At 69.2% G+C, this 20,926-nt stretch carries 18 protein-coding genes; 7 read left to right on the plus strand and 11 right to left on the minus strand.

The genetic code is table 11. The annotated features are described in order from the left end of the window. Positions 1-20 precede the first annotated feature (20 nt). A complete protein-coding gene (locus FFF93_RS08205; protein WP_138769352.1) occupies positions 21-755 on the minus strand; it encodes a response regulator transcription factor in 735 nt (244 codons plus the stop codon). Between the two features lie 359 nt (positions 756-1,114). Here FFF93_RS08205 and FFF93_RS08210 point away from each other — a divergent pair, with 359 nt between their 5' ends. Then, complete coding sequence (locus FFF93_RS08210) at positions 1,115-1,558, plus strand: universal stress protein (protein ID WP_138769351.1); 444 nt, start codon at positions 1,115-1,117, stop codon at positions 1,556-1,558. 24 nt (positions 1,559-1,582) lie between these two features. On the opposite strand, the gene FFF93_RS08215 is transcribed toward FFF93_RS08210, so the two are convergent. The 3 genes from FFF93_RS08215 to glgC all read right to left on the minus strand — a co-directional run bounded on the left by FFF93_RS08215 (position 1,583) and on the right by glgC (position 5,108). After that, positions 1,583-2,050, minus strand: a complete 468-nt coding sequence (locus FFF93_RS08215; protein WP_138769350.1) for a pyridoxamine 5'-phosphate oxidase family protein — start codon at positions 2,048-2,050, stop codon at positions 1,583-1,585. A gap of 98 nt (positions 2,051-2,148) precedes the next feature. After that, positions 2,149-3,600: an SDR family NAD(P)-dependent oxidoreductase gene (locus FFF93_RS08220; RefSeq protein WP_138770470.1), complete on the minus strand. Its 1,452-nt coding sequence runs from the start codon at positions 3,598-3,600 to the stop codon at positions 2,149-2,151. A gap of 89 nt (positions 3,601-3,689) precedes the next feature. Further along, positions 3,690-5,108, minus strand: a complete 1,419-nt coding sequence (glgC, locus tag FFF93_RS08225) for a glucose-1-phosphate adenylyltransferase (RefSeq protein WP_138769349.1) — start codon at positions 5,106-5,108, stop codon at positions 3,690-3,692. A gap of 103 nt (positions 5,109-5,211) precedes the next feature. Between glgC and glgA the strand changes: the two genes are divergently transcribed. Further along, positions 5,212-6,411 (plus strand): glycogen synthase, encoded by a 1,200-nt coding sequence (gene glgA / locus FFF93_RS08230; protein WP_138769348.1) that lies wholly within the window; start codon positions 5,212-5,214, stop codon positions 6,409-6,411. A 96-nt stretch (positions 6,412-6,507) separates the two neighbouring features. On the opposite strand, the gene FFF93_RS08235 is transcribed toward glgA, so the two are convergent. Both FFF93_RS08235 and FFF93_RS08240 read right to left on the minus strand, forming a co-directional pair. After that, a complete protein-coding gene (locus FFF93_RS08235) occupies positions 6,508-8,673 on the minus strand; it encodes an acyl-CoA dehydrogenase (RefSeq protein WP_138769347.1) in 2,166 nt (721 codons plus the stop codon). 88 nt (positions 8,674-8,761) lie between these two features. Next, positions 8,762-9,466 carry a TetR/AcrR family transcriptional regulator gene (locus FFF93_RS08240; protein ID WP_261375380.1) on the minus strand — a complete coding sequence of 235 codons (705 nt, stop codon included), beginning with the start codon at positions 9,464-9,466 and terminating at the stop codon, positions 8,762-8,764. Positions 9,467-9,527: 61 nt separating this feature from the next. Here FFF93_RS08240 and FFF93_RS08245 point away from each other — a divergent pair, with 61 nt between their 5' ends. Genes FFF93_RS08245 through FFF93_RS08255 form a run of 3 tightly spaced genes read left to right on the plus strand, consistent with a single transcriptional unit; the run spans position 9,528 to position 13,134 of the window. Beyond that, positions 9,528-10,874, plus strand: coding sequence for an acetyl-CoA C-acetyltransferase (locus FFF93_RS08245; RefSeq protein ID WP_138769345.1), 1,347 nt, complete (start codon positions 9,528-9,530; stop codon positions 10,872-10,874). Between the two features lie 8 nt (positions 10,875-10,882). Continuing rightward, positions 10,883-12,223 carry a 3-oxoacyl-ACP reductase gene (locus FFF93_RS08250; protein WP_138769344.1) on the plus strand — a complete coding sequence of 447 codons (1,341 nt, stop codon included), beginning with the start codon at positions 10,883-10,885 and terminating at the stop codon, positions 12,221-12,223. Continuing rightward, positions 12,220-13,134 (plus strand): MaoC/PaaZ C-terminal domain-containing protein, encoded by a 915-nt coding sequence (locus FFF93_RS08255; RefSeq protein WP_138769343.1) that lies wholly within the window; start codon positions 12,220-12,222, stop codon positions 13,132-13,134. The genes FFF93_RS08250 and FFF93_RS08255 overlap by 4 nt, the downstream gene beginning before the upstream one ends. A gap of 99 nt (positions 13,135-13,233) precedes the next feature. On the opposite strand, the gene FFF93_RS08260 is transcribed toward FFF93_RS08255, so the two are convergent. The 5 genes from FFF93_RS08260 to FFF93_RS08280 form a co-directional block, all read right to left on the minus strand. Next, positions 13,234-14,394, minus strand: coding sequence for an aromatic acid exporter family protein (locus FFF93_RS08260; protein WP_138769342.1), 1,161 nt, complete (start codon positions 14,392-14,394; stop codon positions 13,234-13,236). Positions 14,395-14,466: 72 nt separating this feature from the next. Next, positions 14,467-15,624, minus strand: coding sequence for a serine hydrolase domain-containing protein (locus tag FFF93_RS08265; protein WP_138769341.1), 1,158 nt, complete (start codon positions 15,622-15,624; stop codon positions 14,467-14,469). A 76-nt stretch (positions 15,625-15,700) separates the two neighbouring features. Then, the gene (locus tag FFF93_RS08270) at positions 15,701-16,765 is read right to left on the minus strand and encodes a glutathione S-transferase family protein (RefSeq protein WP_138769340.1); all 1,065 of its coding nucleotides are present in this window, start codon (positions 16,763-16,765) and stop codon (positions 15,701-15,703) included. Between the two features lie 9 nt (positions 16,766-16,774). Further along, positions 16,775-17,569, minus strand: coding sequence for a M50 family metallopeptidase (locus FFF93_RS08275; protein WP_261375381.1), 795 nt, complete (start codon positions 17,567-17,569; stop codon positions 16,775-16,777). 23 nt (positions 17,570-17,592) lie between these two features. Continuing rightward, complete coding sequence (locus FFF93_RS08280; RefSeq protein WP_138769339.1) at positions 17,593-17,946, minus strand: TraR/DksA C4-type zinc finger protein; 354 nt, start codon at positions 17,944-17,946, stop codon at positions 17,593-17,595. Positions 17,947-18,115: 169 nt separating this feature from the next. Here FFF93_RS08280 and FFF93_RS08285 point away from each other — a divergent pair, with 169 nt between their 5' ends. Both FFF93_RS08285 and malQ read left to right on the plus strand, forming a co-directional pair. Then, positions 18,116-18,658, plus strand: a complete 543-nt coding sequence (locus FFF93_RS08285) for a hemerythrin domain-containing protein (RefSeq protein ID WP_138769338.1) — start codon at positions 18,116-18,118, stop codon at positions 18,656-18,658. Between the two features lie 7 nt (positions 18,659-18,665). Beyond that, a complete protein-coding gene (gene malQ / locus FFF93_RS08290) occupies positions 18,666-20,879 on the plus strand; it encodes a 4-alpha-glucanotransferase (RefSeq protein WP_138769337.1) in 2,214 nt (737 codons plus the stop codon). The last annotated feature ends 47 nt before the right edge of the window (positions 20,880-20,926 follow it).

A 20,926-nucleotide genomic window follows, 5' to 3' on the forward strand; every position in this document is an offset into this window, starting at 1 on the left:
CGGCCGGGTAAGCGGAAGCGTCAGCGGACGCTGTGTTGCCGGCTGGTCTCGGGCACCGCGCCGACGGCGGAAGTCCCCGCGGCGGCCGGACTGGCAATGAAGACGGCCGCCTGCGTGCGGCGTTCGAAGCCGAGCTTGGCCAACAGCGAGGAAACGTAGTTCTTCACGGTCTTTTCAGCCAGGAACATCTCGGCCGCGATCTGGCGGTTGGTGAGCCCGCCGCCGACCAGTTCCAGGACTCTGCGCTCCTGCGGGGTGAGGGCCGCGGTACGCGGATCCACCTCGTCGGTTTCCACCATGCTGTCAACGATCCCGGCGGCGACCCCGTCGTCGAAGAGGGATTCACCCGCCGCGGCCCGCCGCAGGGCACCGATCAGGTCGGTGCCGCCGATCTCCTTCAGCACGTAGCCGAGGGCCCCGGCGAGGACCGCGCCGCGGAGGGCCTGGTCGTCGTCGAAGCTGGTCAGGATGATGCAGTTCAGCGAGGGATCAACCGAACGTACGTCCCGGCACACCTCGATTCCGGTGCCGTCCGGCAACCGCGCGTCAAGGACGCAGACGTCGGGGTGGAGCGCCGGAATACGCCGCGTTGCCTCCACTGCGGATCCGGAACTGCCGACCACCAGGAAGCCCTCACCCTCCAGCAGTTCCTGTAGGCCGCGGCGGACAAGTTCGTGGTCATCGAGGATGAACACGCGGATAACGGCCGGATGGCCTTCAGCTGCAGTGAGACCGGCATCTGCCCAGGCAATCATGTTTCTCCCGTCCGGGCGCCGACGTTGCCACATTACCCACGGAGCTCCCCAGCCCGCGTTGCAGGTCTGTGGCAGCCCGCGTCCGTACCTCTTGTGCGGGACCCCGCTTGCTGGTCCCTGAATTGCAGTGGAGTCGTGCATTCCATTGTGGCAACAAATCGACCGCAACGGCTGCGAAGCTCGAATATTTCTTTGCCGCGCACCGTAATTCTCAGGCCGCCCGGCGACCCGCAACAAGGGTCGTTTGGCCTACGGCGTCGTCGTGAGGCGGGTTGCCGTGACTTTCGGCCCTAGCCTGCCGGGGGCGGGGGAGGTTGGGTTGAGCTACGCGCTGCTGGGGCACGACGAAGGGATCAGTCATGAGCGAGGCTACGGACATCCGGACCATCCTGGTCGGAGTCGACGGATCGGACGCCTCCGTGGAGGCGCTCCGGCAGGCCCAGAGGCTGGCACTTCCGCTCTCGGCCAAGATCCTCGCCGTGGCCTGCTGGGATGTCCCGCCGGTCTACGACGGCTACATTGCCATGGGCATCGACGATTTCGACGTCCGCGCGGGGGAGATCCTGGCCGAAACTGTCGTGAAGGCTTTCGGGGCGGACACCCCGGACAATGTGGAGACCCGGCTGGTGCAGGGGCACCCGCGCCGGACGCTCCTCGAGGAGAGCCGCAGCGCCGACCTGCTGGTGGTGGGCCGGCGTGGTCACGGCGGTTTCGGTGGCCTGCTGCTCGGCTCGGTGAGTTCAGCACTGGTGGCCCACGCGCACTGCCCGGTCCTGGTGGTGCACACACCCGAGAAGCGCTAGCCGGGATTCCCCGGCCTGCCGCTGCTATTCGAAGGAGGCCCGCCGCGGGTCGGCGAGCCTGGTGCGCCAGACGTCCGGGTTGTTGACCTTGAAACGGCGCCCGGTCAGGGCCTTCGGGGCCAGCCTTACGTAGTAGTTCTTTTCACCGGGTTGCCACGGCTCCAGGAGCAGGTCATCCACCGCGTCCTTGTCGGCCTGGTCTTCGATCAGCTCGGCTTCGCCGCGGGCAACAACGCTCCACGCCGTCTGCTCGTGCGCGTCGTAGCCGTCGATTTCGAAAGCCACCGGCTTGGCTGTGATGGCGCCCCAAAGCTTCGTCCCGCCGGCCGTGCGGAACACGATCGAGCGGCGCTGCAGGACAAAGTTCACCGGGAAGACCTCCGGGTGGCCGTCCACGATCAGCGCAATCCGTCCCACCACCTCGCTGTCGAGCAGTACCCAGCACTGGTCGATGGACAGCTGGAAGTTCGGGGGTGGCGTCGTCGTGTTCACAGCTCCACGTTACGGACAGCCTCCAGCCCCCATTAGGGCCATTAGGCCCGTGGCAGTTGCGCGGGCGCCCTGCTAGGCCTGCGGCGGGCGGGCCGGGCTTACCAGGGGCTCGGCTTGTAGTCCTTCAGGAAGACGCCGTATTGGTCTTCGCCGGCCTCGCCCATCACGATGGGATCGTAGACCCGGGCGGCGCCGTCGACCAGGTCAAGCGGGGCGTGGAAGCCTTCTTCCATCAACCGGACCTTCGTATAGTGCGGCCGCTCGTCGGTGATCCAGCCGGTGTCGACTGCGGTCATCAGAATGCCGTCTGACTCGAGCATCTCCTTGGCCGACGTCCGCGTCATCATGTTCAACGCGGCCTTGGCCATGTTGGTGTGCGGGTGCCCCGGGCCCTTGTAGGCGCGGGAGAACTGCCCCTCCATGGCGCTGACGTTGACGATGTACTTGCGCCGCGCCGTGGAGCGTTTCATCGCACTACGGAGCCGGCTGACCAGCAGGAACGGCGCGGTCACGTTGCAGAGCTGCACCTCAAGCATCTCCAGCGGGTCCACCTCGTCCACCACCTGGGTCCAGCTGTTGATCGTGGCCAGGTCCGGAACCAGGCCGCCGGCGTCGATCGCGGTGCCCGAGGCAATCCGCTCGAGTGAGGCGGAGCCGGTCGACAGCGCCAGCGAGGTAATGGCATCCCCGGCCAGCACCGGGTGCTCCAGGACCGTGCTGGCCAAGGCCAGCGGATGCTTGTCGTGGGCGTGGCCGAACGTCACCAGCTCGGGTCCGCCGTTGGCGGCCTGCAGTTCCGCGGGCAGCGGCTCGTCCTCGGCGTCGACCAGCGGCTTGTACGCGTTGCCCGAGCGCCGGACCGTCTGCGCCGCGTTGTTGATGATGATGTCCAGGGGCCCGGCCGCGTCGAGGGAGTCCGTCAGGGCCATCACCTGGGAGGGGTCGCGCAGGTCGATGCCCACGATCCGCAGCCGGTGCAGCCAGTCGGCGCTGTCCTCCATCGCGGCGAAGCGGCGGGCGGCGTCCTTGGGGAAACGCGTGGTGATGGTGGTGTGCGCGCCGTCGCGGAGCAGCCGCAGGGCGATGTACATGCCGATCTTGGCCCGGCCGCCGGTCAGCAGGGCGCGCCGGCCGTTCAGGTCGGTCCGGGCGTCGCGCTTGCTGTGGCTGAACAGCGCACACTCGGGGCAGAGCTGGTGGTAGAAGGCATCGACCTGCGTGTAGTGCTGCTTGCAGATGTAGCAGGGCCGCGACCGGATCAGGTGCCCGGCCACCTCGCCGGTGGCCGAGGGCGCAAGCTTGTTGCCGCGCGTCTCGTCGTCGATCCGGTCCGGGGCCGCCGTCGCGGTCTGGGCGATGACGGCCCGGTCCGCCTCAGCGATAAGGTCCCGCTTGGTGACCCGGCGGTGGCGCTTGACCGCCTTGAACATCTTCCCGGTCGCGCGCCGGATCGACACGAAGTCCGGGTGTTCCTCGTCGTAGACGTGGATGCTGTTCAGGACTTTGAGGCAGGCGGCGATTTCCGCCGGGGTCAGGTCAACCGCGGTCAGCTCATCGCTGGCCGGGGCGGGGGGCAGATCGGGGGAGCTCATTGGGCCAATTTTACAGCCTGGCCGGGCCGCGGCCCGACCAGACGGAATCAGTAGGCCTTGGTGGAGGACTTCCCGGGAGTCTCGACGCCGACGGCGGCCGCGTGGACCTCGCCGACCTTTTCCACGGTCTCGCGTCCGGCCGGCCAGTTCTCGGTGGCCGTCTTCACGGCGTCCGGCACCAGGTAGAGGTTGGCAGCGGAGAGCGCCCTTTCGTCGTCGCCGGGCTCAGGGACCTCCTGGCCCTTGGCCAGGACCGTGATGCCCGAGTCGGTGACCTTGAAGCCGCGGGACCGATCGAGTTCCGGGTCCAGGCCGATCGCGGCACCCGCCGGAATCCGGACGTTCTTGTCGACGATGGCACGCTTGACCACTGCCCCAGCCCCGACCTGCACCTTGTCCATCAGCACCGAATCGAGGACCCGGCTGGCCGTACCGACGTAGACGTCGTTGGAGAGCACGGAGCCCTCGACGATGCCGCCGGAGATCACCACACCGCTGGCCACGATCGAATCCAGCGCCGTGCCCACGGTGCCGCCCTCGCCGCGGACGAACTTCGCCGGCGGGGAGATGCTCTGGCGGGTGTAGATGGGCCACTCCGAGTTGTACAGGTTGAAGACCGGCACGGGGGAGATCAGGTCCATGTGGGCGTCGTAGAACGAATCGATGGTGCCGACGTCGCGCCAGTAGGTGCGGTCGCGCTCGGTCGATCCAGGAATGTCGTTGAGGGTGAAGTCGTACACCCCGGCCTCGCCCTGGTCGACGAAGTAGGGGATGATGTCGCCGCCCATGTCGTGTTTGGTGTCGAGCCGCTCGGCGTCGACGTGCAGTGCCTCGACCAGGGCATCGGCGTTGAAGACGTAGTTGCCCATGGACGCCAGGAACTGGCTGGGATCAGCGGCAAGGCCCGGCGTCGAAGACGGCTTCTCCACGAAAGCCGCGATCTTTTGCGGGTTCTCCTGGTCCACCTCGATCACGCCGAACTGGTCTGCCATGTGCAGCGGCTGGCGCACGGCGGCGACCGTCGCCTTGGCGCCGCTCTCCACGTGCTGGGCGACCATTTGCGCGAAGTCCATCCGGTACACGTGGTCCGCGCCGACGACGACGACGATGTCCGGGTTGGCGTCGTGGATCAGGTTCAGGGACTGGTAGATGGCGTTGGCGCTGCCCAGGAACCAGCTCTTGCCGACGCGCTGCTGGGCGGGCACGGAGGCGATGTAATTGCCGAGCTGGGTGGACATCCGCCACGTTTCGGAAATGTGCCGGTCAAGGCTGTGGGATTTGTACTGCGTCAGGACCACAATCTGCAAATACCGGGAATTGACCAGGTTGGAAAGGGCAAAATCAATGAGCCGGTAACTCCCGGCGAACGGAACGGCCGGCTTGGCCCGGTCGGCCGTCAACGGCATCAGCCGATTTCCCTCGCCACCTGCGAGGACGATGGCCAAGACTTTCTTCTGCTGCGGCATAGTGGTCGCTCCTGAACGCCTTCGTTGCTCCCCAATAACTGTCCGGTGTGCCCGGACCTCTTCACACTAGAACAGATCAGCCGGAACGACTACCTTGGGGTTTGTGCGAATAGACATTGTGACCAAGGAATTTCCGCCCGAAATCTATGGGGGCGCCGGCGTCCACGTGGCCGAACTCAGCCGGGTGCTGGCCCAGCGGGTGGAACTGCAGGTGCGGGCCTTCGGTGCCCCCCGCGACCCCGACTACCACGGAGCCACTGTCACGTCGTATCCCGTGCCGGAGGATCTGGCCGGGGCCAACGCCGCGGTGCAGACCCTCGGCGTGGACCTGCGGATCGTTCCGGACATCGCCGGAGCGGACCTTGTGCACTCGCACACCTGGTACGCCAACATGGCCGGGCACATCGCCTCGTTGCTGCACGGCATCCCGCACGTACTCAGTGCGCACAGCCTGGAGCCGCTGCGGCCCTGGAAGGCCGAGCAGCTCGGCGGTGGCTATGCCGTCTCCTCCTGGGTGGAGAAGACCGCCTATGAAGCCGCCGCTGCCATCATCGCGGTGTCCGAGGGGATGCGGCAGGACATCCTGCGCAGCTACCCCGAGGTCGATCCGGCGAAGGTCCGCGTGGTGCATAACGGCATCGACGTCAGCCTCTGGAACCGCGACGAGGGCGAGGACGCAGTCCGTGCCCTCGGGATTGACCCGTCGCGGCCGAGCGTCGTCTTCGTCGGCCGCAACACCCGGCAGAAGGGCGTCCCGTACCTGCTGCGGGCCGCCGCCAAGCTGCCCGCGGACGTGCAGCTGGTGCTGTGCCTGGGCGCGGCGGACACCCCGGAACTCGCCGCGGAGACCGCGCGGCTGATCGAGGAACTGCAGGCCCAGCGAGGCGGCGTGGTCCTCGTGGAGCGGATGCTTCCCCGCCACGAGCTGATCCAGGTCCTCAGCCATGCCACGGCGTTTGCCTGCCCTTCCATCTACGAGCCGCTCGGGATCGTGAACCTCGAGGCCATGGCCTGCGGAGCGGCGGTGGTGGCCAGCGCCACCGGCGGGATCCCTGAGGTGGTCCAGCACGGCGAGACCGGCCTGCTCGTGCAGCTCGAGCAGGTCACCGACGGCACCGGCACGCCGCTGGATCCGGAGAAGTTCGTCACCGAGTTCGCCGCGGCCCTCACCGAGGTTGTCTCCGACCCGGCCCGCGCCCGCGCGATGGGCGAGGCCGGCCGGCGGCGGGCAGAGGCGCACTTCTCCTGGGAATCCATCACGGAAACCACGCTCGAGGTCTACCGCTCGGTGCTTCCGCAGTAGCGGGCGCTTCCGCTCGTCCGAACGCGAGCGGACGCAGCAACGACGACGGCGCCGCCCCGGGTCAGGGACGGCGCCGTCGTCGTTTGCTCCGGAAGGTCAGCCCCGCCGGGACTTGCCGGCCTGGGCCGTGCTGGACTGCGGTCGGCCCTCACGGGCGGACCGGGCCAGCAGGATTTTCTCGTCCAGCGGCGCCTGGCCGCTGGCGCGCTGGACACGGAAGAACTCCCGTGCCTCGTCCTGGCGGGTTTTTTCGGCCCCGGTGGCGATCGCGGCGCGGAGGTGCTCCGGGCCGTAGCCGAAGGCGTCCACCAGGTCCAGCGCATGCGGACGGATCTTCACGAGCAGCCGGTTGATGTACTCGCCCACGGTGCGGGCACGCTGCATCGAGAGCCGGCCGTTCATCAGGTACCAGGACAGGTTCTTCTCGATCAGCGACAGCCCGAACAGGTCCCGCAGCCAGGTCAGGACCGCCCTGGTTCCGGGGTCGGCGACGTTGGCCAGGGCCTCGGTGAAGGCCTCCCACTGCAGCAGCTCGGCGTGTGCCTGTGCCGCCTCGATGAGTTCGTTCTGGTGGCTGTTGAACAGCGCGGCGGCCTGCTGCTGCGGCAGCTTGTTCGCGCCCTTGAGGGCGGCGCCGACCTCGGCCACCATGGCCTGGACGCGCTCGGTCAGCAGCGCACGCTGGCCGGCCTCATCTTTGATGGCGGTGGCCGCCTTCTGCACCGAGCCGGAGTCCGCCACGAACTGGGCGACGCCGCGCAGGCCGGTGCGGTGGATGGCCGCGCCGGTGGCCTGTCCGACGACGTAGCGGGCCAGCACGCCGAAGTCCACGTTGCGGAACTCCTTGGCGTAGTCGGCCAGCAGCCGCTTCGCGACGAGCTGCAGCAGCACGGTGTTGTCGCCTTCGAAGGTGGCGTAGACGTCAAGGTCGGCCCGCAGCGAGGCGAAGCGGTTCTCGATCAGGAAGCCGGCGCCGCCGCAGGCCTCGCGGCACTCCTGCAGGGTGTCGAGGGCGTGCCAGGTGCTCAACGGCTTGAGGGCGGCGGCCAGGGTTTCGAGGTCCTGGCGGTCCTCGTCGGTGTCGTTCCGGCCGGAGAAGACGTCGTCGAACTTCTGCAGCAACTGCTCGCTGGCAAAGCTCGCGGCGTAGGTGGTGGCGAGCCGGGTGAACAGCCGGCGCTGGTGCCGCTGGTAGTCCAGCAGCACCTCTTCGTCCGTGGCGGAGGACGCGTTGAACTGGCGGCGTTCGGAGGCGTACTGGATGGCGGTCTTGAGCGCCAGCTTGGAAGCGGTCACGGCGGCGCCGTCGAGGGAGACCCGGCCCTGGACCAGGGTGCCCAGCATTGTGAAGAAGCGCCGGCCCGGGCTGGCGATCGGGGAGCTGTAGGTTCCGTCGGAGTCGACGTTGCCGTAGCGGTTGAGCAGGTTCGTCCGCGGGATCCGGACCTGCGTGAAGTGCAGCCGGCCGTTGTCGATGCCGTTCAGGCCGCCCTTGACGCCGTCGTCCTCGCCGCCGATGCCCGGCAGGAACTCCTTGGACTTCGGGTCACGGAGCTCCACGTAGAAGGCGTGCACGCCGTGGTTGACGCCGTTGGTGATCAGCTGGGCGAAGACGACGGCGGCGAGGCCATCGATGGCGGCGTTGCCGATGTAGTCCTTCCAGGCGGCGCGGAAGGGCGTGTGCACCACAAACTCCTCGGCGGCCGGGTCGTAGGTGGCGGTGGTCGCGATGCTGGCGACGTCCGAGCCGTGGCCGGTCTCGGTCATGGCGAAGCAGCCGGGAATGTCCAGGCTCATGATGCCGGGCAGCCACTTCTTGTGGTGTTCCTCCGTGCCGAGGTGCATCACCGCAGAGCCGAAGAGGCCCCACTGCACGCCGGCCTTAATCTGCAGGGAAGGGTCGGCAATGACCAGTTCCTGGAAACCGGCGATATTGCCGCCGTGTTCGTCCTCGCCGCCGAGCGCGGTCGGGAAGGCACGGTGAACGGCGCCGTTGTCCACGAGGATCTTCAGCTGGCCGAACACGCGCTGCCGGTGCTCGGTGTGGGTGAGTCCCTCGGTCTTGTATAGCTCCGGCCGGCCGGCCAGTTCCCGGGCCTGCCGGCGGACGGCGGCCCATTTGCCCAGCAGCTGTTCGCCGAGGGCGGCGACGTCGACGGCGGGGGCCACCGCCGCGGGCGCGGCCGGAGGGGCCGCGGGGGTTCTGGGCGCCGGGGTGGCGGCGGTGGTGTGGCCCGCGGAGCGGTCGGCTAGTTCAGTCATGTCGATTCCTTCGTTGGCACTGACATTGCGGTTCTGGCAGTTGGTGGTCTGGTGTTGGGCGATGTGATTCAGGGGGGCCGGCGTCCCGTTACGGGGCCGGCGGGTCTTGGAGTTCGGGTGCGATGCCGAAGCAGAGCCAGTCGGTGATCTGGCGGGCCATGGCTTCCTGGCCCGGCTTGGCGGGGGAGTCGGGGCTGGCGAGCCACTGCTCGCCGGCGTTGCGGACCAGTCCGATCGCGGCGTTGGGCCAGTAGCCGATCACGGCCTCCTTGCCGGGGACGGCGCGCAGTTGGTTCCGCATGGGCAGCGCGATCATCTCGCTGATCGCGGCGAAGAAGTGGCCTAGGGCGCCGGCCGTGCTGATCGAGCCGGTGTGGCTCTCTGCGTCGCCGGGCGCGTAGCGGGTCACAAACGTGTACACGTTCGGGCTGGTTTCAGCCATCTGCAGGTAGGCGGAGACCATGGCGAAGAGCCCCTCGCGCGGGGTCTGCGCGCTCTGCGCGGCTTCCTGGATCCGCCGCTGCATCTGGTTCAGGACCACTTCGCCGACGGCGTGCTGCAGCCCCGCCTTGTCGCCGAAGTAGCGGTAAAACACGGATTTGGAAGTCCCGGCCGCAGCGGCGATGTCCTCCATCGACGCCTCGCTACCTAGCGCGTGCACGGCCTTCCGCGCGGACTTGATCAGCTCGCGGCGGCGCTCCTCGCGGTGGGACTGCCAGCGGGAGGCGCGCCCGTCGACGGCTGCGCTGGCGGCAGGACCCGACCCGGCGGGATCTGACTGGAGGATGTTCACGATACCCAGCGTATCAGGTACGCTGGGTATCAGTAACCGCTTTGATCAAAGGAGACAGCACATGCCTGACAACGGAACGCCCGCAACCGGGCCGAAGGACACCGCCGCGCCGCAGCTCCGCAAGGCCGTAGTGGTCGGCGGCAACCGCATCCCGTTCGCACGGACCGGCGGCGCGTACACGAAGTCCTCCAACCAGGACATGCTGACGGCGGCCCTGGACGGGCTGATCGCCCGGTTCGGCCTGCAGGATGAGCGGATCGGCGAGGTGGCCGCCGGCGCCGTGCTCAAGCACTCCCGCGACTTCAACCTCACCCGCGAGGCCGTCCTCGGCTCTGCTCTCTCCGCCGAAACCCCCGCCTATGACCTGCAGCAGGCCTGCGCCACCGGCCTGGAGACTGTGCTGGGCCTGGCGAACAAAATCAAGCTGGGCCAGATCGACTCCGCCATTGCCGGCGGCGTCGACTCCGCCTCCGACGCCCCGATTGCGGTCAGCGAAGGCCTGCGCGAAGTCCTGCTGGACCTCAGCCGCGCCAAGACGCTGCCGCAGCGGCTCCAGGTGCTGAGCCGCCTCCGGCCCAAGGACCTCGCCCCGGACGCCCCCAACACCGGCGAACCGCGGACCGGGCTCTCCATGGGTGAACACCAGGCGCTCACCACGGCGCAGTGGAAGATCACCCGCGAGGCCCAGGACGAGCTGGCCTACAACAGCCACCGCAACCTTGCCGCCGCTTACGATGCCGGTTTCTTCGATGAGTTGCTGACCCCGTACCGCGGGCTCAGCAAGGACTCCAACCTGCGCCCCGACACGACGCTGGAGAAGCTCGCAAGCCTCAAGCCGGTCTTCGGCAAGAACCTCGGGGCCGAGGCGACCATGACGGCCGGGAACTCCACCCCGCTCACCGACGGCGCCTCCACCGTGCTGCTTGCCTCCGAGGAATGGGCCGACGCCCACGATTTGCCCAAGCTGGCCACCGTGCTCGACGGCGAGGCCGCCGCCGTCGACTTTGTCCACGGCAAGGACGGCCTGCTGATGGCCCCGGCCTTCGCCGTGCCGCGCTTGCTGGCCCGCAACGACCTCACCTTCGCGGACATCGATTTCTTCGAGATCCACGAGGCTTTCGCCGGCACCGTGCTGAGCACCCTGGCCGCGTGGGAGGACGAGGACTTCTGCCGCACCCGGCTGGGCCTGGACGGTCCACTCGGCAGCGTCGACCGCGCCAAGCTGAACGTCAACGGCTCCTCCCTCGCCGCGGGCCACCCGTTCGCCGCGACCGGCGGCCGGATCGTCGCCTCGCTTGCGAAGATGCTGCACGCCAAGGGCCAGGTCGACGGCCGTCCGGCGCGCGGGCTCATCTCCATCTGCGCCGCCGGCGGCCAGGGCGTCGTCGCAATTCTCGAAGCACACTAGGGGGACCAATGACCGACAAGTACACCCAATTCGTCAGCAGGGGCTTCGGCAAGGACCTTGCCAAGAAGCTCGGACTGCCGCAGCCCGTGGTGCTTCGGCGCCACCAACCCGGCGATCCGCTGGTCAAGGGCCCCGTCCTGGTCCAGGGATCCGGCAGCGGCGCCGACGAGCTCGCCGCCACCTTGTTGTCCTGGGACCTCGACGTCCGCCGCCACGCCGTGCCGCGCGAAAAACTCGGCGCGATCATCCTGGTCCTGGATGAGGCCGCCCATCCCGAGGACCTGGAGAAGCCGGTGCTCGCCGCTGCCGCCTCCCTCCGGGATCTTGCCAGTAATGCACGCGTCGTCACCGTCTCCCGTGACGCCGCCGAGGCCGCTGACCCGGCCGCCGCGGCGGCCCGGCAGGGCATCGACGGTCTGCTGCGCTCCCTGGCCAAGGAACTGCGCGCCGGCGCCACCGGCAACGGCATCGTGCTGGCCGACGGCGCCCGGACCACCAGCCCCAGTGCCCTCGGCGCCCTCCGGTTCTTCCTCTCCGGCCGCTCCGCGTTCGTGGACGGCCAGTTCCTCACCGTCACCTCGGGCGCGGGGCAGCTGCCGGCCGACGCCGAGAAGCCGCTGGCGGGAAAGGTCGCGGTAGTGACCGGGGCCGCCCGGGGGATCGGTGCGGCCATCGCCCGCACGCTTCACCGCGACGGCGCCACGATTATTGCGGTGGACATTCCGGCCGCCGGGGACCACCTGGCGAAGGTTGCCAACGAGGTCCACGGAACCGCCCTGCAGCTCGACATCAGCCGCGAGGACGCCGGGCAGCGGATCATCGACCACGCGACGGAGCGGCACGGCCGGCTGGACATCGTCATCCACAACGCCGGCATCACCCGGGACAAGCTGCTCGCCAACATGGACCAGGGCCGCTGGAATTCGGTGATCGCCGTAAACATTGCGGCGCAGCTGCGGATCAACGAGGCACTGCTGGCCTCGGAGCACTTCCGAAACTCGCCGCGGATCGTCTCGGTCGCCTCCACCAGCGGCATTGCCGGCAACCGCGGGCAGACCAACTACGCCGCGTCCAAGGGCGGCGTGATGGGCATGGTCCGTGCCACGGCGCCGCTGCTCGCTCCGCACGGCGGCTCGATCAACGCCGTCGCCCCCGGCTTCATCGAAACCGAGATGACCGCCAAAATCCCGTTCGCCACCCGCGAGGTGGCCCGCCGGCTCAACTCACTGCAGCAGGGCGGCCGGCCCGGGGACGTGGCGGAGGCCATCGCCTTCCTCGCCAGCGACGCCGCCGGCGGGATCTCCGGTGAGGTGCTGCGCGTTTGCGGACAGAACCTGGTGGGGGCATGACCCGTTCGCAGCCGGTCATCCTGGGCGAGATGCCATCCCTCTCCAAGCTCTACGTCAACGCCGCTGCCACCGCGGCACGGCGAAGGGTGCTGGGCACGCACTCGGTCGCACAGTTGCCCGCGAGCAACCACGAGGTCCACGGCGTCAAGGCGGGCGTCGAGAACCTCACCGCCTACCAGCACCTGATCGGCGAAACGGCCAGCGACGTGCTGCCCGCGGGATTCATCCACGCCTTGGCGTTTCCGTTATCCATGTCCGTGATGAACCGGGATGACTTTCCGCTGCCGCTGCTCGGGATGATCCACCTCACGAACAACGTGGTCCAGAGCGCTCCGGTGCTGTTCACCGAGGCGCTGGACATCCGGGCCTGGGCGGAAAACCTGCGCGGGCACCGGGCCGGGACCCAGCTGGACCTGGTGGCCGAGGTGCGCGGGGCCGGAGAGGACTTCGTCCGCTGGCGCGGCGTGTCCACCTACCTGGCAAAGGGCGTCTTCCTTCCGGGCATCGACAAGCCCAGCGCGCCCGCCGTCCCGGAGGAATTCCGGGTGCCGAACCCCACGGCACTGTGGCAGCTCGGAGTGGACACCGGCCGGGCGTACGCCTCCGTTTCCGGCGACTTCAACCCCATCCACCTCAGCGTCCTCAGCGCCAAGGCCCTCGGCATGCGCCGCTCCATCGCCCACGGCATGTACCTCGCCTCCCGGGCCCTGGCCGACGTCGGCGCCGCGAAGGGTGACGCCTTTAGCTGGGAGGTGGCGTTCGAGGCGCCCGTGTTCCTGCCGGCCCTGGTCGCGCTGGACATCAGCACCGTGCAGCCCGAGGATGGCGCGTGGCAGCGTTCCGACTACGTGGCCTGGAACCCGCGCTCGGGCCGGAAACACTTCAGCGGATCGGTTGCCTCGCTGAAGTAACACCGCAACGGCGTACTCAAACGGCGGCCGCCCCGGGAATTCCGGTGGCGGCCGCCGTCGTCGTTTGCGGGGTGTTGGTGCCGGGGAACAGACGGTCGACTAGCTGGAGCCTGCGGGGGAGGCATCCGCTTCCTGCTTGCCGCCGCCGGATTTCACGACGCGCAGCATCCGGTGCAGGCTCAACAGGATGGACTCGACGGCGTTTGGCGCCCCGGGCGAGTTGTCTTCGCTGGCGATGCGCGCGGTGAGCTCCTTGACGGAGGCGTCGGCCTCCTCGATGAGCTGGGCCTGCCGTTGCGCATCCTCCTCTTCGGTGGCGCGCAGCACATCGCCCACAAGGGTCATGGCCTCCGCGAGAGGGGCGGCCTGTCCGTCGGGTATCACGAAGGGATGGTCCGTCGCCCAGATGACGTCCGAGAGCACCTGGGTCACGTCCTGGATGTGAAAGGTCAGCCGTTCCAGATCACGCAGGCTCCGGTAATCCTCGTCCACGTCCCGCGGATGGAGCCGGCGCCGCGGATTGGCTTGCCGGCTCGCGTCGGCCTTCTGCACGGCGGCGCGCACCGAACGGGCGTGGGTAGCCAGCGCCTCCGAGCGGCGCGACCAGTCCTCGTGCTCCGGCGGCCAGTTCTCCTGGAGCGCCTTGCCCATGTCCCAGAGCTGTTGGGCCAGCGCCAGCCGCAGTTCGGCCAGGCTGAGCGCCGCCGCCTTGAAATGCAGCGGCGGGAAGACCAATAAATTCACCAGGATGCCGACGCTGACGCCGACGCCCATCTGGACCAGGTAGCCGAAGGAGAACTTGTCGGGGTTGTGGCCGCCGACCAGCAGCACCAGCAGGGCCGCCGTTGGGATCCAGTCGCTGCCCGAGCCGATCCGCGGCAGGCCGGCCAGGATCACGCCGAGCCCCATCACGATGGCGACGGTCAGCGGCGACGGGCTCCCGAGGCTGAACAGCATAAAGGCGAGCCCGACGCCGATGGCCAGGCCGACGAGCGTCTGGACGCCCTGGCGCATGGAACCTGAGACGTTTTCGTACATGGCGACGAGGGCGCCCAGCGGTGCGTAATAGGGATAGTCCGCCGCGGAGCCGGGCATAAACGGGGCGATGAAGAACGCGAGGCCCGCCGCGATGGCCGCTTTGGTGGCCAGCTTCAGGCGCGGCCACAGCAAGGCGGCGGTGATGCTCCCGGCCACGGCTCGGCCCAGCCTGCGGACGCGCGAGGGGTGGCCGCCGGCGTCGTGTTCGTTTGTAGTTGCCATCCCGGCTCACCCTAGGCGCGCGGCGCTGCTGCGACAACTGGACGAACCCCCGGCGCGGCCTCAGGGATGGCCTCAGGAGGCTGCGCAGGCCTGCCGTACCGCGGCGGAGAGGCGTTGAGCCCTCCCGTTGGTGCGGCCTTCCTCACTGCGCCGGGGCACGTAGCCGAAACCGATTCCGTAGCTAGGATCGGCGAAACCCAGGGCGGCACTGGCACCCTCATGGCCGAAGGCGAGGTGGCTGCCGAAATCGCGGCCGGGCTGGGGCTTCATGAAGACCACGGCGAAGGCGTTGTCCTGTCCTGAGGAGCGGTCAAGGCCCCACACCTGTTCCTCGGCCATCAGGCCGACGGTCCGGGGTGCCAGGAACCCGGGACGGCCCTCGACTCCGGTGGTGGCCGCGGCGTAGAGCCGCGCCAGTCCCTCGGCGGAGCCCACCCCGCCGGCACTGCTCATGCCGCCGGCGCGGATCACGCGGTGGTTGGGCAGCTCCATGATGGTGCTGACCGGCGCGTTGCTGTTCAGTCCCGCGTAGCCGAGCGGGTCCAGCCAGGCGGCGGCCGGGTCCTCGGTGTAGAGCACCTCTCGGTAACGCGGTTCCTCCTCCGCAGGCAGGCCGAGGAAGAAGTCGATCCCGAAGGGGCGGCGGACGCGTTCGGCGTAGAGGTCCTGGAGGGAAATCCCGGCGACCCGGCGACAGAGCTCCTCCATCAGGATGCCGATGGTCAGCGCGTGGTACCCGAAGGTACCTCCCGGGCGCCACAAGGGGACTGCGGCGGCCAGGGCCCGCGCCGCTTTCGGCGTGGGGAAGTCCTCGAGGGCAAAGCCGCCTGCGATGCCCGGCAGGCCCGCCTGGTGGGAGAGGGCCTGCCGGACGGTGAGCCGGTCCTTGCCGTGCTCGCCGAACCCCGGCCAATAGGACGCCACGGTGGCGTCCAAGTCGAGCAGGCCGTCCTGGACCAGCAGAGCCATGGCAAGCCCCGCGGCGCCCTTGGAACACGAGTAGGTGCCGGTGATGTCGTCCGGGCCAAGTCCTGGGCCGCCGGCGAGGTCCAGGACCTTCGCGCCGGCCCGGTACACCGCCAGCTGCGCACTGTATTCCGGGTCCTGCGCGAGGAACGAGTCGAAGAGTTCGCGTACGGCCCGGAACTCCGGGGCGGCCGTTCCGACGGAGAGGGTCGGGGCTGGTGCTGCGGCCGACGACGTGGGACGGGGCCCGGTGGAGAGATCCATGGCCCCACCCTAGCGCCGCCTGGACTGCCGCGCCGGACACCCTGCCGGACATCCCGCCGGAAGACCGGCCGGGGGCTTAGCCGGCGCCGTGACCGGCGGCAACCTCTTCGCCGGCGCGGACCGGACCGGGGGGCGTGCCGTCTCCGAAGGGGCGTCCGCCGAGGGCCTCACGGCCGTGCTCCGAGAGCCAGTTGCCAAGCTCCGGCCCCTTGGGGACGATCCCGGTGGGGTTGATGTCCTCGTGGACGATGTAATAGTGCTGTTTGATCTGCACGAAGTCGGTCGTGTCGCCGAAACCGGGCGTCTGGAAGAGGTCCCGTGCGTAAGCCCACAGTGCCGGCATTTCGCTGAGCTTCTGGCGGTTGCACTTGAAGTGCCCGTGGTAGACGGCGTCGAAACGGGCCAAGGTGGTGAACAGCCGCACGTCGGCCTCGGTGATCGTGTCGCCCACCAGGTACCGCTGTCCGGTGAGGCGCTCCTCAAGCCAGTCGAGTGCCGTCCAGAGCCGGTCGTAGGCTGCGTCGTACGCCTCCTGGGACCCGGCAAAGCCGCAACGGTAGACGCCGTTGTTGACCTCCGTGAAGACGCGTTTGTTGACGGCGTCGATCTCCTCCCGAAGCGCCTCCGGATACAGGTCCGGGGCACCCTCGCGGTGGAACTCGGTCCACTCGGTGGAGAAGTCGAGGGTGATCTGGGGGAAGTTGTTGGTCACGACGGCGCCGCTGGGCACGTCAACGATGGCCGGCACCGTGATGCCCCGGGGGTAGTCCGGGAACCGGCGGAAGTACGCCTCCTGGATGCGTTCAATGCCCAGGACGGGGTCCTTGCCGCCGGGATCGAGGTCGAAGGTCCAGGAACGGGCGTCGTGGGTGGGTCCGGGCTGGCCCAGCGAGATCACGTCCTCGAGGCCGAGGAGCCGCCGGACAATCACGGTCCGGTTGGCCCACGGGCAGGCGCGCGCGGCGACCAGCCGGTAGCGGCCGGCTTCGACGGGCCATCCGGGTTCCCCGTTCGCCCCGGGGGCGCCGTCGCGGGTGATCCGGTCCTCGATGTAGTTGGTATCACGGTTGAATTCCGCACCGCCGGTGACGTAGGCGCCCCGGGTGCTGAAGGCCGGGTCGTCGGTGTGTGTCGTGTTCATGGTCCCAGCCTAAGCCGGGAAGGGACCCGGACCCGGCCGGAGTGTGGCGAACACCTGCACCATCGGCTGCCAGGCGAACCACCAGGAGGCGGCCACCACGGCGGCGAAGAGGACGATCCAGACCGCTGCGGGGACGCGCGTTGCGCGGGACAGCAGGTAAGCGTCCGACGTCGAGAGCCGGTTCCGGTGCCTGGAATGCACCGCAGCCAGTTTGCCCAGGTCACGGACCGCGGCCACAAGCAGCGCGATGCCCAGGCCGATCATCACGTGCCCGATGAATTCGGCCGGGACGAACAGGACCAGGAGCGCCGCGGCGAGGACAGCGGCGGCCGTGATTAGCACCCCGATGCCGTTGCGCAGGAAGAGGAAGGAAACCAGCAGCAGAAGGGTGCCCACCGACATGGCCGCGGGCCCCCAGCCGTTGAAGCCGGACCACACCATGGCGGCGCCAACGACGGCGGGCACCGGGTAGCCCCAGAACGTCGACCAGACCGCAGCCAGCGGACGCCGGCTGTAGCTCGTGGTGGTGCCGGAGTGGTCCAGGCTCAGCCTGATACCGCCAAGCCGCTGCCCGGTCATCAGGGCGGCGAAGGCATGACCCAGCTCGTGGGTCACGGTGGCGAGCAGGCCGAAGTACCGCCAACTCACACGCGGCAGGGACAGGGCGACGGCGACTGCGATGATCAGCAGCAGCTCGGTGCCGGTCACCACCGGCGCCGGGGAGTGGCTGAAGCCGCCGAGGATCCGCTGCCACCACGTCCCGGCGAGGTCGTTGGCGGCGAGGGTTGTTGCGTCCATGCTCATGGGGGAGTCTTACGCCTTCCCTGTTAGGCGCGCCCGGCGCTGTGCCGGATGCAGTAGGGCGTCCACGGCCTGGCTTCCAGCCGGCCCTCGGCGATGGGGCCGCCGCAGACTTCGCAGATCCCGTAACTGCCGGCGTCGATGCGGGCCAGGGCTGCCTCGATCTGGGCGAGCCCCGCCCTGCTCTGTTCGAGCAGCGCGGAGGCCTGGGAGAGTTCGAAGGCGATCGTCGCGCCCTCCGGATCGTGTTCGTCGTCGACGTTGGAGTCCTGCCGGGCGGCGTTCACCGAGGTGATGTCCCTGCGGAGGGCGGGCAGCAGGGCTAGTTTCCGGTCGCGCTCCTCGGTGAGGAGGACCCGGAACCGTTCGACGTCAACCATAGGATGCAAGGCTAGCGCGGCGGGCTGCCCAGCGACGAAACGGGGGCGTACCCGGAGGCTGGGGCCGGAGACGTTCCCGGGGCGAAAGGCCTGTTCCCGGGAACCGGACCGGCCGTACAGTTGGACCAGATCCAGCCGGAACATCATTCCGCCCAGCAAGGGAGAAGCCATGGACACGCCGGTTCCGAAGAACTCCGGGGACGAAGCCCGGGCGCTCGCGGCCGTGGAGACGCACCATGCCGGGATGCTCAGACGGGTGCACGCCCTGACCTCCGCCCTCACCCAGGCGGTGAAAGCGCACGACACGGTAGCGGAGCACGACGCCCACGAGGTGCTGGTCGAATGGTGCGAGACCGAACTTGTCCCGCACGCGCTCGCCGAGGAGGGGCCGCTGTACAGCGGAGCCGGGGACACCCCGGAGGGACGGCTGCTGGTGGCGGGCATGCTCGCCGAACACCAGGTAATCGTCGGGCTGGTCGAACGGCTCCGGGCCGCGCAGGGGGTCGACGCCGCCGTCGCCGCGGGCGCCATTGGCGAGGTGTTCGCCCTGCATCTGGACAAGGAGAACCGGCTCTTGATGCCCTACATCGCGGAGTCGTCCGGGCTCAACCTGGCCGAATCCGTCGCCGGGCTGCACGAACTGGTGGGAGAGGCCCACGTCCACGCCGCCCAGCACAGCGCCACGCCGCGGGCACACCCGGTCGACGGCTGACGCGCCCATGAGGGACAGCACAGAGCCACGCGGCGAGCTCCCGGAACCGGCGCCCGACGCCGAGGCACTCTTGCGTGAACTGTCGGCGGCGCATGGGGTGGGCACCTCCTATTGGGGCTGGGACGGTGTGGAACGCTCCGTCGCCGGCAGCACCCTGCGCCGTGTCCTTACCGCCCTGGGCATCGCCGCAGACAGCCCGGCGCAGCTGCGGGCTGCACTGGCCGAAGCGGACGTGGCTCCCTGGCGCCGGCTCCTGCCGCCCATCGTGGTGGCACGTGAGGGTGCTGCGGCGGCTTTCGATGTCCATGTGCCGCACGGCAGCCACGTCAGCGTATGGGTGGTCACGGAGGACGGCACGCGGCACGAGGCGGCGCAACTGGAGAACTGGGAGGCGCCTCGCGAGGTCGATGGTGTGCTCACCGGGCGGGCGAGCTTTAGCATTCCGGACGGCTTGCCGCTGGGGTGGCACGCCGTCTGGGCCGATGCGGCCGGCACCCGTTCGGAGTGTCCCCTGGTGGTGACCCCGCGGCGGCTGCGTACCACCGAGGCGCTCGCAGGGCGCCGCAGCTGGGGACTCACGGCCCAGCTCTACTCGGTGCGCTCCTCGCGTTCCTGGGGGATTGGCGACTTCGCCGATCTGGCCGACCTTGCCGCCGTGGCCGGCGGCGAGGGAGCGGGCTTCGTCCTGGTCAACCCACTGCACGCCGCGGAGCCCCGCCCGCCGGTGGAGGACTCGCCGTACCTGCCCACCACCCGGCGCTTCTTCAACCCGCTGTACATCCGGGTGGAGGAGATTCCGGAGCACGCCTACCTGGACCCCCGGTCCCTGGCGGAGACGGAGCGGCTGGCCTCGCGCCTGCGCCTCGCCAACCGGGAGTTGGGGCTGCTGGACCGCAACGCCAGTTATGAAGCCAAGCTCGCCGCGCTCGAGTTGGTGTTCGGCGTCCGCCGGGGCCCGGCCCGCTCGCGGCAGTTCAGCGATTTCTGCCGTGACCAGGGGCAGGGGCTCGACGACTTCGCCCTGTGGTCGGCCCTCGCGGAGTCCCTTGGCCCGTCGGCCCGCGACTGGGACGACGCCGCCTCCTCCCCGGACACCGGGTACGCCACGGCCCAACGGACGGCGCTCGCGGACCGAATCGAGTTCCACCGCTGGCTGCAGTGGATCTGCGACCAGCAACTGGAGTCGGCGCAGGACGCGGCCAGGCGGTCCGGCATGGACATCGGGATCGTGCACGATCTGGCGGTCGGTGTGAAGCTCGGCGGCGCCGACGCGTGGGCACTCTCCGGCGTCCTCGCACAGGGTGTGACGGTGGGCGCGCCGCCGGACATGTTCAACCAGCAGGGCCAAAACTGGACCCAGCCGCCGTGGCACCCGGCGAGGCTGGCGGAATCCGGTTACGCCGCCTACCGAGACATGCTGCGGACCGTGCTGCGCCACGCCGGCGGGATCCGGGTGGACCACGTGCTGGGCCTGTTCCGGCTCTGGTGGATCCCCGAGGGAGCCGGGCCAGGCGAGGGCACCTATGTGTACTACGACCATGAAGCCCTGATCGGGATTCTCGCCCTGGAGGCCCAGCGTGCGGGGGCCGTCGTGATCGGCGAGGACCTGGGTGTCTTCGAACCGTGGGTGCGGGACTACCTCGCCGAACGGGGAATCTTTGGCACCTCCATCCTGTGGTTCGAACGCGACGACGCCGGACCGCTGGCGCCTGAACGCTACCGGCAGGAGTGCCTCACGAGCGTCAACACCCACGACCTGCCACCCACCGCCGGCTACCTGGCCGGCGCTCATGTCACGCTGCGGGAGTCGCTCGGGCTGCTGCGGCGTCCGGTCGTGGAGGAACGGGCCGCCGACGCAGCAGAGCAGGAAGAGGTGCTGGCCCTCGTGCGGGAGCGCGGGCTGCTACCGGAGGCTGAGCCTGGTGCTGGGGTGCAGGCCACCGTTGAGGCGCTATACGAATTCACCGCCCTCACGCCGTCGTCGTTACTGGGCGTGGCGCTGGTCGATGCCGTCGGGGAGACCCGTACGCAGAACCAGCCGGGCACCAGCACGGAGTATCCCAACTGGTGCATTCCACTCGCGGGACCGGACGGCGTCGTCCTCATCGAAGAGCTACCGGAGAATGCCAGGTTCCATTCCCTTCTGAGCCGGGTACAACAAGCCCTCCGGCCGGGCGCGCGGCCCGGCGCCCGCACGGGGCCAGGGGCGACGGACGCGTAGCAGGCCAGTAGCACGCCGAGTGGCAGACGCCGGCCCGCACCAGTAGC

The organism is Arthrobacter sp. KBS0702 (assembly GCF_005937985.2).
In the GTDB taxonomy this organism is placed as follows: Bacteria; Actinomycetota; Actinomycetes; order Actinomycetales; family Micrococcaceae; genus Arthrobacter.

Excerpts from the sequence above, each read along its gene's own strand:
- FFF93_RS08205 (WP_138769352.1), bottom strand. The coding sequence starts at position 755 with ATGATTGCCTGGGCAGATGCCGGTCTCACTGCAGCTGAAGGCCATCCG.
- FFF93_RS08210 (WP_138769351.1), top strand. The coding sequence starts at position 1,115 with ATGAGCGAGGCTACGGACATCCGGACCATCCTGGTCGGAGTCGACGGA.
- glgC (WP_138769349.1), bottom strand. The coding sequence starts at position 5,108 with ATGCCGCAGCAGAAGAAAGTCTTGGCCATCGTCCTCGCAGGTGGCGAG.
- FFF93_RS08235 (WP_138769347.1), bottom strand. The coding sequence starts at position 8,673 with ATGACTGAACTAGCCGACCGCTCCGCGGGCCACACCACCGCCGCCACC.
- FFF93_RS08245 (WP_138769345.1), top strand. The coding sequence starts at position 9,528 with ATGCCTGACAACGGAACGCCCGCAACCGGGCCGAAGGACACCGCCGCG.
- FFF93_RS08250 (WP_138769344.1), top strand. The coding sequence starts at position 10,883 with ATGACCGACAAGTACACCCAATTCGTCAGCAGGGGCTTCGGCAAGGAC.
- FFF93_RS08255 (WP_138769343.1), top strand. The coding sequence starts at position 12,220 with ATGACCCGTTCGCAGCCGGTCATCCTGGGCGAGATGCCATCCCTCTCC.
- FFF93_RS08260 (WP_138769342.1), bottom strand. The coding sequence starts at position 14,394 with ATGGCAACTACAAACGAACACGACGCCGGCGGCCACCCCTCGCGCGTC.
- FFF93_RS08265 (WP_138769341.1), bottom strand. The coding sequence starts at position 15,624 with ATGGATCTCTCCACCGGGCCCCGTCCCACGTCGTCGGCCGCAGCACCA.
- FFF93_RS08270 (WP_138769340.1), bottom strand. The coding sequence starts at position 16,765 with ATGAACACGACACACACCGACGACCCGGCCTTCAGCACCCGGGGCGCC.
- FFF93_RS08275 (WP_261375381.1), bottom strand. The coding sequence starts at position 17,569 with ATGAGCATGGACGCAACAACCCTCGCCGCCAACGACCTCGCCGGGACG.
- FFF93_RS08280 (WP_138769339.1), bottom strand. The coding sequence starts at position 17,946 with ATGGTTGACGTCGAACGGTTCCGGGTCCTCCTCACCGAGGAGCGCGAC.
- FFF93_RS08285 (WP_138769338.1), top strand. The coding sequence starts at position 18,116 with ATGGACACGCCGGTTCCGAAGAACTCCGGGGACGAAGCCCGGGCGCTC.
- malQ (WP_138769337.1), top strand. The coding sequence starts at position 18,666 with ATGAGGGACAGCACAGAGCCACGCGGCGAGCTCCCGGAACCGGCGCCC.